The sequence below is a fragment of the Streptomyces purpurogeneiscleroticus genome (genome assembly GCF_020024005.1).
In the GTDB taxonomy this organism is placed as follows: Bacteria; Actinomycetota; Actinomycetes; order Streptomycetales; family Streptomycetaceae; genus Streptomyces; species Streptomyces purpurogeneiscleroticus.
Genome location: NZ_NHSG01000091.1, coordinates 22,904 through 34,846, shown reverse-complemented (window position 1 = coordinate 34,846; position 11,943 = coordinate 22,904). Strand labels below are relative to the sequence as shown.

10 protein-coding genes and 1 pseudogene are annotated in these 11,943 nt (G+C 73.0%); 9 read left to right on the top strand and 2 right to left on the bottom strand.

Annotated elements, in window-relative coordinates; genetic code table 11:
• The 7 genes and pseudogenes from CCS38_RS03205 to CCS38_RS03175 form a co-directional block, all read left to right on the top strand.
• The coding region (locus CCS38_RS03205) for a DUF6807 domain-containing protein (RefSeq protein ID WP_223731645.1) at nucleotides 1-758 on the top strand (758 nt) is incomplete at its 5' end.
• Nucleotides 755-2,314 (top strand): glycoside hydrolase family 43 protein, encoded by a 1,560-nt coding sequence (locus CCS38_RS03200; RefSeq protein WP_223731644.1) that lies wholly within the window; start codon nucleotides 755-757, stop codon nucleotides 2,312-2,314. The genes CCS38_RS03205 and CCS38_RS03200, both read left to right, overlap by 4 nt.
• Nucleotides 2,315-2,350: 36 nt before the next feature.
• Nucleotides 2,351-4,333 (top strand): pectinesterase family protein, encoded by a 1,983-nt coding sequence (locus CCS38_RS03195; protein ID WP_223731643.1) that lies wholly within the window; start codon nucleotides 2,351-2,353, stop codon nucleotides 4,331-4,333.
• A 33-nt stretch (nucleotides 4,334-4,366) separates the two neighbouring features.
• Nucleotides 4,367-5,719 (top strand): ABC transporter substrate-binding protein, encoded by a 1,353-nt coding sequence (locus CCS38_RS03190; RefSeq protein ID WP_223731642.1) that lies wholly within the window; start codon nucleotides 4,367-4,369, stop codon nucleotides 5,717-5,719.
• A 67-nt stretch (nucleotides 5,720-5,786) separates the two neighbouring features.
• Nucleotides 5,787-5,981 (top strand): annotated as a pseudogene (locus CCS38_RS03185) (rhamnogalacturonan acetylesterase); the annotation flags it as partial.
• Between the two features lie 133 nt (nucleotides 5,982-6,114).
• Nucleotides 6,115-7,047 (top strand): bis(hydroxyethyl) terephthalate hydrolase, encoded by a 933-nt coding sequence (bdeA, locus tag CCS38_RS03180; RefSeq protein WP_372456975.1) that lies wholly within the window; start codon nucleotides 6,115-6,117, stop codon nucleotides 7,045-7,047.
• A gap of 67 nt (nucleotides 7,048-7,114) precedes the next feature.
• The gene (locus CCS38_RS03175) at nucleotides 7,115-9,316 is read left to right on the top strand and encodes a helix-turn-helix transcriptional regulator (RefSeq protein WP_308050656.1); all 2,202 of its coding nucleotides are present in this window, start codon (nucleotides 7,115-7,117) and stop codon (nucleotides 9,314-9,316) included.
• A gap of 41 nt (nucleotides 9,317-9,357) precedes the next feature.
• On the opposite strand, the gene CCS38_RS03170 is transcribed toward CCS38_RS03175, so the two are convergent.
• Nucleotides 9,358-9,903, bottom strand: a complete 546-nt coding sequence (locus tag CCS38_RS03170; RefSeq protein WP_223731641.1) for a dihydrofolate reductase family protein — start codon at nucleotides 9,901-9,903, stop codon at nucleotides 9,358-9,360.
• Nucleotides 9,904-9,982: 79 nt separating this feature from the next.
• Complete coding sequence (locus CCS38_RS03165; protein WP_223731640.1) at nucleotides 9,983-10,417, bottom strand: MarR family winged helix-turn-helix transcriptional regulator; 435 nt, start codon at nucleotides 10,415-10,417, stop codon at nucleotides 9,983-9,985.
• A gap of 72 nt (nucleotides 10,418-10,489) precedes the next feature.
• Between CCS38_RS03165 and CCS38_RS03160 the strand changes: the two genes are divergently transcribed.
• Both CCS38_RS03160 and CCS38_RS03155 read left to right on the top strand, forming a co-directional pair.
• On the top strand, nucleotides 10,490-11,047 hold the full coding sequence (locus tag CCS38_RS03160) for a quercetin 2,3-dioxygenase (RefSeq protein WP_223731639.1): 558 nt from the start codon (nucleotides 10,490-10,492) through the stop codon (nucleotides 11,045-11,047).
• Nucleotides 11,044-11,937 carry an alpha/beta hydrolase gene (locus CCS38_RS03155; protein ID WP_223731638.1) on the top strand — a complete coding sequence of 298 codons (894 nt, stop codon included), beginning with the start codon at nucleotides 11,044-11,046 and terminating at the stop codon, nucleotides 11,935-11,937. The genes CCS38_RS03160 and CCS38_RS03155 overlap by 4 nt, the downstream gene beginning before the upstream one ends.
• Nucleotides 11,938-11,943 lie beyond the last annotated feature (6 nt).

The following is an 11,943-nucleotide window of genomic DNA, read 5'->3' as shown; positions in this document are numbered from 1 at the left end:
CCCCGCGCCCCTACCTGCACCCCGTGACCACCCTGCGCGGCACGCCCGTCACCGCGCTGATGCCCGCCGACCACCCGCACCACCTCGGCGTGGGCGTCGCGGTCCCGGACGTGGCGGGGCACAACTTCTGGGGCGGCCGGACGTATGTACGCGACCGGGGGCCGACCGAGCTCGACAACCACGGCGTGCAGCGGCACACCGGCTTCAACCTGTGCGACCCCGACGGCTTCGTACAGGAGCTGAGCTGGAGCGCGGGGGAGCACGAGCTGCTGCGCGAGCGACGTACCGTCGCGGCCACCGAACTGGACAACGCCGCCTGGGCGTTGGACTTCACCTTCTCCCTGACCAACACCACCCCCGGCCCGTTGTCCCTGGGCAGCCCCGCGACCCACGGCCGCCCCGGTGCCGCGTACGGCGGCTTCTTCTGGCGTGCGCCCAAGGAGGCCGACCTGCCCGAGGTGTTCACCGCTGACGCCGAAGGGGAGGCCGCCGTGCACGAGAGCCGCGCCGACTGGCTGGCGCTCGCCCAGCGGGACTGGACGCTGGTCTTCGCCGGCGCGACCGGGCCGACCCGCCACGACCCCTGGTTCGTGCGCACCGCCGACTACCCGGGTATCGGCTCCTCGCTGGCCTACCGGGAGCGGTTACCGATCGCCCCGGGCGACACCGTCGTCCGCCGGATCGTCACGGTGGTCGCCGACGGCCGTCTGCACCGTGACGAGGCCGCGGCGCTGGCGAGAAAGGCGGTGACGGCGTGATCCCCACCGACGGGCACGCTGCCTGGCTCTCAGCCGACCGTGGCGACGGCACCTACCGCAATCCCGTCCTCGCCGCCGACTGGTCCGACCCCGACCTCGTCTGCGTCGGCGACGACTACTACCTGACCGCCTCCAGCTTCGGCCGCGTCCCGGGGCTGCCCCTGCTGCACTCCCGCGACCTGGTCAACTGGACCCTGATCGGCCACGCGCTGGACCGCCTCGAACCGGCCGCGGCCTTCGCCGCACCGCGCCACGACTGCGGCGTGTGGGCCCCCTCGATCCGGCACCACGACGGCCGCCTCTGGATCTTCTGGGGCGACCCCGACCACGGCATCTACCAGGTCAACGCCGAGAACGCAGGCGGCCCCTGGACCCGGCCGCACCTCCTCAAGGCGGGCAAGGGCCTGATCGACCCCTGCCCGCTGTGGGACGCGGAGACCGGCGAGGCGTACCTCGTACACGCCTGGGCGAAATCCCGCTCCGGCATCAAGAACCGGCTCACCGGCCACCGGATGCGGACCGACGCCACCGGCCTGCTCGACGACGGCACCACCCTCGTCGACGCGGACCGCATCCCCGGCTGGTTCACCCTCGAAGGCCCCAAGCTGTACCGGCACAACGGCTGGTACTGGATCTTTGCGCCCGCCGGGGGAGTGGCGACCGGCTGGCAGGGCGCCTTCCGCTCGCGCGGCTTCTTCGGCCCGTACGAGGAGCGCGTCGTCCTCGCGCAGGGGGACACCGACGTCAACGGACCGCACCAGGGCGGCTGGGTGCGCACCCCGGCCGGCGAGGACTGGTTCCTGCACTTCCAGGAGCGGGGGGCGTACGGGCGCCTCGTGCATCTCCAGCCGATGCGCTGGGACGCGGAGGACTGGCCGGTCATGGGGGCGGGCGGCACACCGGTACGCGTCCACCGGAAACCGGCGTTGCCGCCGCAGCCGCCCGCCGCTCCGGCCACCGACGACGACTTCCCCGGCGGGCGGTTCGGCCGACAGTGGCAGTGGACCGCCAATCCTGCCGACGGCTGGGCGCCCCCGCACGGCGGCGACGGCCTGCGGCTCACCTGCGTCCGTACCCCCGACGCGCACGACCTGCGCCGGCTGCCGAACATCCTCACCCAGCGGCTGCCCGCGCGGCCCGCCACCGCCGAGGTCGAACTGCGGCTGGAGAGCACGGAGCCGGGTGCCAAGGCCGGGCTCGCCGTGCTCGGCGACGCCTTCGGCTGGATCGGGCTGGAGCGCGCGGCGGACGGCACCGTGCGGCTGGTCCACCGGTTCGCGGAGGCCGTGGCCGAGGGCGAGCGGGACGCCGCGCATCCGCGGCACGCGCCGGACGGCCGGGCCCGGCTGCGGATCACCGTGGGACCGGGCGCGCGCTGCCGCTTCGCCGCCGACACCGGGGACGGCTGGACACCGTGCGGGCAGGTCTTCGCCGCCACCCCGTGGCGTTGGGTCGGCGCCCTGCTGGGCCTCTTCGCCACGGCCCCCACCGCCGCGAGCCGCCCCGGCGCCGCACTGTTCACGCACTTCCGCGTCACCTGTAACTCGGCCGACTGAGGCCATCGTTCCGTCCGTACGCCTGTGGGAGCCGCCATGCCGTACCTTCGTAGTAAGCGCTTGCCGACCAGAGTGCTGGCCGTCACGGCCGCCCTCGCGGCGGCCCTGGGCCTGGGGGCGCAGGCCCCCGCCGGGGCTGCTGAACCACCACGCCCGCCGGACACCACCGCCGCCCAAGGCCCGTCCGACGACCGCCCGCACGGCTTCGCCTCCCTCGCCGGCGGCACCACCGGCGGCGCGGGCGGCAAGGTCGTCACCGTCCGCACCCAGGCCGACCTGGCCAAGTACGCCGCCGCCGACGAGCCGTACATCATCCGCGTCGCCGCCGCCATCGACGTCGCGCCGTTCGGCTCGGACATCGACGTCGCCTCGGACAAGACGATTGTCGGCGTGGGCACCAGCGGCGAGATCGTCCACGGCGAGCTGCATCTGAACCCCGGCACGCACAACGTCATCATTCGCAACCTCACCATCCGCGACTCCTATGTGGAGGGCGACTGGGACGGCAAGACCACGGACTTCGACGCCATCCAGATGGACTCCGTGCACCACGTCTGGATCGATCACAACCGCTTCACGCACATGGGCGACGGACTGCTCGACGTCCGCAAGAACAGCGAGTACATCACCGTCTCCTACAACCGCTTCGACACCCACAACAAGGCGTTCGGCATCGGCTGGACCGATGACGTCCGGACGCAGATCACCATCGACCACAACTGGTTCCGCGGTACCAAACAGCGCAACCCGTCCGCCGACAACTGCGCGTACGCGCACCTCTACAACAACTACCTCTCCGCGCAGGTCGACGACGGCGATCCGGTGTGGTCGTACGGCAACTACGCGCGCGGCCGCACGAAGATGGTGATCGAGAACAGCTACTACGAAGGCGTCCAGCACCCCCACCAGGCCGATGAAACCGCCGAGTTGGTGCAGCGCGGCTCCGTGCTGAAAAACACCACGGGACGGCACGACACCCGCGGCACCGCCTTCGACCCGCACGCCTTCTACCCCTACCGGCTCGACCCGGCCGCCGCCGTGCCGGCGCTGGTGAAGAAGTTCTCCGGCCCGCAGCGCAGCCTCGGCACCGACACCGTCCTGCACGTCCCCGCCGATTACCCCACCGTCCAGGCGGCGGTCGACGCAGTGCCGGCCGGCAACGACGGCCGGGTCACGCTGGCCCTCGCGCCCGGAACCTACCGCGAGCAGGTGCGGATCCCGGCCACCAAGCCGGACCTCACCCTCCTCGGCACCGGTGACGACCGCGCGGACACCGTGATCGTGTACAACACGCCCAACGAGTACGGCGGCTCGTCCGGCAGCGCCACCGTACTGATCGCCGCGCGCGACGTGACGGTGCGTCACCTCACCGTCGTCAACGACTTCGACGAGGCCGCGCACGACCTGAACAGCGAACAGGCGCTCGCCATGAAGACGACGGGCGACCGGATCGTCTTCGAGGACACCGCCTTCAAGGGCAATCAGGACACCTTGATGACGGACAGCCCGAGGCTCGACACGGTCAGCCGGGTGTACGTGCGCGACTCGTACGTCGAGGGCGACGTCGACTTCCTCTACGGCCGCGCCACCACCGTCATCGAGAACTCGCTCATCAAGGCGCTGAGCCGCGGCTCGGCCACCAACAACGGCTATCTCACCGCCGCTTCGACCTGGAAGAACAACCCGTACGGGTTCCTCATCACCGGCTCCCGCGTCATCAGCGACGCGCCCGTCGGCACCTTCCACCTCGGCCGCCCGTGGCACCCGGGCGGCGAGCCCGACGCGATCGGCCAGGTCCTCGTCCGGGACACCGAGCTGTCCGCCGCGATCAAGGCTTCGCCGTGGACCGACATGGGCGGTTTCTCCTGGCGGGACGCCCGCTTCAGCGAGTACCGGAATTACGGCCCGGGCGCGGCGGTCACCGCCGACCGGCCGCAGCTGAGCACCGAGGAGGCCGCCCGCCACGAGGTGGCCGACTACCTGGCGGGCACGGACGGCTGGGTCCCGTACCGCCGCTGACCACCCTTTCGTACGAGAAGAGACGAGCCGACCATGAACAGCAACCTCCGCAGGGGCGGACACTCCCGGCTGACCGCCGTACTCGCCCTCACCGCAGCGCTCGCGCTCACCGCCACCGCCTGCGGCGACGACGGCAGCGGCGTCGCGGGCGAGTCCGGCGCCGAGGGCTCCGGCAAGGGCAAGATCACCTTCTGGGACAACAACGGCGGCGTACGCACCGACATCTGGAAGGAGATCATCAAGGACTTCGAGAAGGCGAACCCCGACATCGACGTCGAATACGTCGGGATCGCCGCCACCGAGGCACAGTCCAAGTACGACACCGCCATCCAGGGCGGCGGCCTGCCCGACGTCGGCGGCATCGGCGCCGCGATGCTCGCCGGTATCAGCGCCCAGGGCGCCCTGGAGCCGCTGGACGGGCGCATCAAGGACAGCGCGCTCCACGGGAAGCTGAATGAGCGCATGGTGGAGGGCGTCCGCTCGGCGGCGGGCGGCAAGCAGCTCTACACCGTCCCGATGCACGCGACCAATGGCGTGCTGTACTACCGCACCGACCTGTTCAAGGCCGCGGGGCTGCCCGCGCCCACCACCTGGTCGGCGTTCTACGAGGCGGCCGAGAAGCTCACCGACAAGCGGGCCAACAAGTTCGGCTACACCATCCGCGGCGGTGCCGGCTCCATCGCCCAGGCGCTGGACGCGATGTACGGCCAGTCCGGCATCACCAGCTTCTGGGAGAAGGACGGCCTGCACACCACCGTCGACGACCCGAAGAACGTCGCGGCGCTGGAGAAGTACGTCGCGCTCTACAAGAAGAACACCCCCGCCGCCGACATCAACAACGACTTCACCAAGATGGTCGCCCAGTGGGACAGCGGCGAGATCGGCATGCTCAACCACAACATGGGCTCCTACCAGGACCATGTGAAGGCGCTCGGCACGAAGAAGTTCCGCGGCATACCGAACCCCACACTGGACGACGGCACCCGGGTGATGGTGTCCAACCCGGTCGACGGGCTCGGTCTCTTCAAGTCCGGCAAGAACAAGGCCGCTGCCTGGAAGTTCATCGAATTCGCCGCCTCGCACGAATCCAACAGCAAGTGGAGCGAGTCGGCCGGCACCATCCCGTCCCACCTCGACGCGGCCGAGGACGACTGGGTGCAGAAGTCCGAGACCACCAGGCTCGGCGCCGAGGCGCTGAACAGCGACCACACGAAGATCGTCGACCTGCCGTACTACCTGCCCGACTGGAACACCCTCTCCAAGGCCGACAACGAGCCCGCCTTCCAGAAGGTGCTGCTCGGCAAGACGACACCGAAGGACTTCCTGGCCTCCTTGGCCGACCAGCTCGACACGGCCCAGGCCGAGTGGAAGCAGCAGAACAAGTGACCGTCACGCGGCGCCAGGTGGCCGCGGCGCTCGCGGGCCTTCCGCTCGCGCTCGCCGCGGCCCCGGCCGCCCTCGCGAGCCCACCTCCGTGGAGCGCCGCAAGTTCGACGCCGGGGGCAACGCCCTGCCCACGCACGGCGCATACCCGGCTGCGATGCGGGCCCTGGCCGCGGAGGCGGACGTCCCGCTGCTCGACATCCAGGAACGCTCCCTCGCCCTGTGGCAGAAGCTCGGCCCCGAGGAGACGAAGACGTACTTCAACGCCTGACCCCGACGCACGCCGGAATCGTCTGCATTCCCGCCGGTTGCCGAGACCGGTGATTCTGCCGATGTGCGAAGGGGCTGCACGGCGCGAAAGTGACGGTCGTCAGTGACCGTTACCGAGAGGAACCGTCGTGCAGCAGCACACCAGTGTGTCCGTGCGCATCCCGGAACGGCAGGGGAGCAGCCGGCTCAGAACCCGGCTGACGCGGTGGGGGCTGGCCGGCCTCCTGGCCGCGGGGACCCTGCTCACCGCGCAGGCCGGGCCGGCCGGGGCCGCGGAGAATCCGTACGAGCGCGGCCCCGAGCCCACCGTCGCCAGCATCGAGGCATCGCGCGGCCCCTACGCCGTCTCCCAGACCAGCGTCTCCTCCCTGAGCGTCACCGGCTTCGGCGGCGGCACCATCTACTACCCGACCTCGACCAGCGACGGGACCTTCGGCGCCGTCGCCATCTCGCCCGGCTACACCGCGTACCAGTCGTCCATCGCCTGGCTCGGCCCGCGGCTGGCCTCCCAGGGCTTCGTCGTGTTCACCATCGACACCAACACCACGCTCGACCAGCCCGACAGCCGGGGCCGCCAACTCCTCGCCGCGCTGGACTACTTGACGCAGCGCAGCTCCGTCCGCGACCGGATCGACAGCAGCAGGCTCGGCGTCATGGGTCACTCGATGGGCGGCGGCGGCTCGCTGGAGGCCGCCAAGAGCCGCCCGTCCCTGCAGGCCGCGATCCCGCTGACCGGCTGGAACCTCGACAAGACCTGGCCGGAGATCAGCACACCGACGCTCGTCGTCGGCGCCGACGGCGACAGCGTCGCGCCGGTCGCGACGCACTCCGAGCCGTTCTACGAGAGCCTGCCCGGCTCGCTCGACAAGGCGTACCTGGAGCTGAACAACGCGACGCACTTCACCCCGAACACCTCCAACACGACGATCGCGAAGTACAGCATTTCGTGGCTCAAGCGGTTCATCGACAACGACACCCGCTACGAGCAGTTCCTCTGCCCGCTGCCGCGGCCGAGCACGACGATCGAGGAGTACCGGGGCAACTGCCCGCACACATCCTGATCCCGCCCGCGGGGCACCGGGGACGGAGGGGTTCCGTGAGCGTTTACGCGCCAGTAACGTGGCGGTCGTGACCGGACCGAAGACCGTGCCCGGAGCGAATCCCCCGCACCGGCGGGTGACGCTCGGCCCGTTGGGCAGGCTCGCCGCGGCCGGCCTGCCCGACGACCTCCCCGAGGGCACCCGCCGGCTCCTGCTGCTGGCCGCGGCCGCGCAGGAGCAGCATCCCGACGGGCCCGGCGCCGACGCGGCCCTCGTCCTGCGGGCCGCCGCGGCCGCCGGGCTCGGAGCGGCCGCGCTGGAACCGGCGGAGACGGCGGGCCTGGTCCGCACCGCGGGGGAGCGGATCCACTTCGACAGTGAGGTGCTGCGCCGGGCCCTGTACGAGGCCGTGCCGCTCGCCCGGCGCCGGGCGGCCCACGCGCTGCTGGCGTCGGTGAGCGCGGCCGACCGGGACCGGCTGCCGGGCCTGCTGCACGGCGCCCTGGCGGCCGACGGGCCCGATCCCGGCCTCGCCGGGCGGCTGGCCGCCGCGGCGCGGACCGCCGGGCCGCACGTCTCTCATGACGAGCGCGCGGTGGCCCTGGCCGTCGCGGCGCGCCTCACCGGGCACGGCACCGACCGTGCCACCCGGCTGACCGAGGCGGCCGACCACGCCCGTTTCGCCGGCCGGCCCGACCGGGCGCGCGCCCTGCTCGCCCCCGTCCGCGCGCTACCCGCCGCGGCGCCGGTCCGCGGCCGGGCCGAACTCGTCCACGGGCTGCTGTCGTTGCGCGACGGCCCGGTCGCCGACGCCCGCGAAGAGCTCCTCCTCGCGGCCGGCCTGCTCGGCCCTCACGATGCCGCCGCCGCCCTGACGGCCCGGCTCGCGGCCATGGAAGCGGCCTGGGCGATGGGGGACGCGGCGGCTTATGTGGAGGCGATCGGCGAGGCACCGGAGGGCGTGGAGGCCGGCGCCCGGGGAGGCGTGGCGGTCGGCGCCTCGGGAGGCATGGACCCCGGCGGCCCGGGAGGCGGGGCTCCCGACACTCTCGACGACTACCGGGCCGGTATGGCCGCCGTACTGAGCGGGCGGCTCGGCGCGGGCGTCGGGCCGCTGCGGCGACTGCTCGCGCGGTCCGGGCGCGCCGAGGACCCCGAGGTGCTGCTGCGGGCCGGGGTCGCCGCGCTGGTCGTCGGCGACCTCGCGGCGGCCTGCCGGGTCAACGCGCGCGCCCTCGCGGCCGCCCGCGCGCTCGGCCGCACCACGCTCGTACCGCAGGCCCTGGAGCACCTGGCATACGGGGAGCTGCGCGCCGGCCGGCACCCACGGGCCCGCGTGCACGCCGAGGAAGGGCTGCGCACCGCGCACCTCACCGGACAGCGCAACATCGCGGCCCATCAGCACGCGATCCTCGCCCTCGTGGCCTCCGTCGAGGGCGACACCGAGGCGCTGACCGCGCACGCGACGGCGGCCGGTGCCGTCGCCGGCGCGCACGGGCTGGTCCAGGTGTCCACGCTCGTCCGCTGGGCGCTGGCCAGGGCCGACCTGGGCGCCGGCCGCGTGGACGAGGCCGCCGCCCGGCTCGGCCCGCTGGTGCGGCCCGGGCCCCGGCAGGGCCACTTCGCCGTACGCATGCTGGCCGTGCCCTGCTACACCGAGGCGGTGGTGCAGGCGGGTACGCCCGGCGCGGCGCGTACCGCCGTCGAGGAGTTCGCGGTCTGGGCCGCTCTCGGCGCCGACCCCGCGGCCCCGGCGCAACTGGCCCGCTGCCGCGCACTGCTGGCCGGAGCCGGGGCGGGATCCGGAGCCGGAGCCGAGGGGCGCGACGCGGCCGCGGCCGACGCGTACTTCGAGGCGGCCCGCGCTCACCACGACGACACCATCAACGACTTCGAGCGCGCCCGGACCCTGCTCCTGCACGGCAAATGGCTGCGGCGCAGACGCCGGCCCGGCCCGGCCAGGGGGCTGCTGCGGGACGCGCTGGTCGCCTTCGAGGGGTGCGGGGCGCGCGCCTGGACCGAGCAGGCCCGCGCCGAACTGCGCGCCACCGGGGAAGCGCCATCCGCCGGCCGCCCGGCACCGCTCGCCGGACTCACCCCGCAGCAGCTGCGGATCGCCCGCTGTGTGGCGGAGGGCGCCACCAACCGGGAGATCGCGGTGCGCCTGTCCGTGAGCCCGCGCACCGTCGACCACCATCTGCGCAACATCTTCGCGGCCCTGGGCGTACGCTCCCGGTTGGAGCTGGCCCGCCTGGTGGACCGCGCAGAACAGCCCACCGCACCCCTGTAAGCACCCCTGAAAGCCCAGGTCTTACGCCGCGGACGGGGAACTCACCGGACGACGCGCAGCCAAAGGTTCGTCGCCTGCGGTGTCCGGGTGAGCTCGATGCGTTCGAGCGGGACGTTCGCTCCTCCCGGCTGGTCGAACAGCCGGACGCCGTCGCCGAGCAGTACGGGGACGATGCTCACGAAGATCTCGTCGAGTGCGCCCGCGGCGAGGCACTGCTTCGCGACGTCGGCGCCGAGGACGTTGACGTACTCCTTCTCGCCGGCGGCGGTCTTGGCCGCGGCGATACCGCTGCCGAGGTCGCCGACGAAGGTGATGCCGGGCACGGCGGTCTCCGGCGCGTGGTGCGTGAGCACGAACTGCGGTCCTTCCCAGCCGCCGCCGAACGGCTCGCCCTCCTGGGGCGTGCCCTTGTACGGATCGTCGCCGCGGAAGGTGCGGTTGCCGATGAGCAGGGCACCGGTTTCCCTGATGAGCCGGTTCACCGTCGGGCCGGGCCCGAAGTAGCGGGTCAGCCAGGACATGTCCCCGTCGGGGCCGGTGATGAAGCCGTCCAGCGACATGGTCGCGGAGTACAGCAGCTTGGCCATGGCCTGCTCCAGGGGAAGCGGGAACGCGCGGCACGGGATGCTCGCCCAGTATGCCGCTCCGCCGGCCGTCCGCGGCGGCTCACCCGGCAGCCGGCGGGTCCCCCCACGGCATTTCCAGCGCGGCCCGGAGCGCGTCGACCGTTTCGCGGCCGATGCGCTCGGCCAGCTCCTGCTCCAGCCGCTCCAGCGTGCGCAGTGCCCTGCCGTGCGCGCGGGCGCCCTCCGGTGTGCGGCGGATCAGCCGCTGCCGGGCGGAGGCGGGGTGGGATGCCTGTTCCAGCAGGCCGGCGGCGACCAGGCTGTGCACCGCCTGGTGGGCGGTCTGCCGGGTGACGCCCATCCGGCGGGCCAGCTCGGACACGGTGGTGCCGTCCTCGTCCAGTACGGCGAAGAGCTGGAGCTGGGTGGGGGAGACCGGCGGGGTGCTGTCGTCGCCCATGGCCGCCAGGAGGGCCTGGTCGAACCAGTTGCGGGCCTCGCCGAGCAGCTGGGGGAGGTTGCGGCTGATGTCCATCGGTGTCAGGCTACCTGACGTAATGCATGTCAGGCTGCCTGACATGGATGCCGTACGCCTCCGGGAGAACCGATGACTTTTGAGTACGCCACCCGCTACCGGCGCGCCTCGCGCATCCCCGCCGAGCCGGGCAAGCCCTACTTCATCGAGAAGGGCGAGGGCGACCGCGCCCACCTGTTCGGCGACCTGATCACCATCTACACGGGCGGCGAGCAGACCGAGAACACCTTCAACTTCTTCACGGTCGAGGGTCCCAAGGGCGACATCATCCCGGCCCATGTGCACGCCGACACCCACGAGGTCTTCTACATCACCGCGGGCGCCGTCCGGCTGTTCGTCGAGGACACCGAGGGCGAGCAGCAGGAGAAGCTGCTGACCACCGGCGACTTCGGCTTCGTACCGAAGAACTGCGCGCACGCCTACCGCATGGAGCGCCATCACAGCCAGGTCGTCGGCGTCGCGGCCGGTCCCGGCGGCACCTTCGAGCGGTTCTTCGAGAACCTCGGCGCGCCCGCCGAGCAGCTGGGCCTGCCGCACGAGCCCGTGATCCCCGCGCCCGAGAAGTTCGGCACCGTGCCGCAGGAGTTCGACGTCCGGTTCCTGCCCGACCACCAGTGGCGCACCCGGTGAGCGCCGCGCTGCGCGCGCTGATCGCGGCGCCCGCGCCCGAGGTCGCCCCGCTGCCGCCCGCAGCGCACTGCGCCCCCGGCGTGCGGCTGCTGCGCGGCGTCCCGTATGCCGTACCGGCGGGCGCTCGCCCCCTGGAGCTGGACCTGTGGCTGCCCGAGGAGCCGGCCGGCGGTCCGGTGCCGCTGGTGCTGTACGTGCACGGCGGCGCCTGGCGCATCGGCCGGCGGGACGACATGGGGATGCGGCTGCGGGACTGGGAGCCCGGCCCCTTCGCGCGGATCGCCGCCGCGGGCATCGCGGTCGCCTGCGCCGACTACCGCCTCTCCGGCGAGGCACACTTCCCCGCGCCGCTGGACGACCTGCGCGCCGCCCTGCGCTGGCTCGCGCTGCGCTCCGCCGAGCTGGGCATCGACACCGCGCGGACGGTGGTGTGGGGCGAGTCCGCCGGCGGCCATCTCGCTTCCCTCCTGGCCCTCACCGCCTCGGCCCCGCGGCACGCAGGGCCCGCCCCGGCGGGTGCCGTCATCTGGTACGGCCCGAGCGACCTGACCACCGCGCGCCGCGGCTGGGACCCGCACGACGCGGCCACGCCGGAAGCCGCGCTGCTGGGTGCGGCGCCCGCCACCGTGCCCGGTCTCGCCCGCGCGGCCAGTCCCGTGACACACGCCCACGCGGGCGCCCCGCCCTTCCTGCTGGTGCACGGCGACGAGGACACCATGGTGGCCGACGGTCACAGCCATGCCCTTGCCGCCCGGCTGGAGGCGGCCCGCGCATCGGTCGACCTGTGGACGGTGCCCGGCGCCGACCACGGCTGGTACGGGGCGTCCGACGAGCAGGTGACGGAGATCTTCACCCGCTCGCTGGCCTTCGTGGAGCGGCTGGTGCGCTGAGCCCGC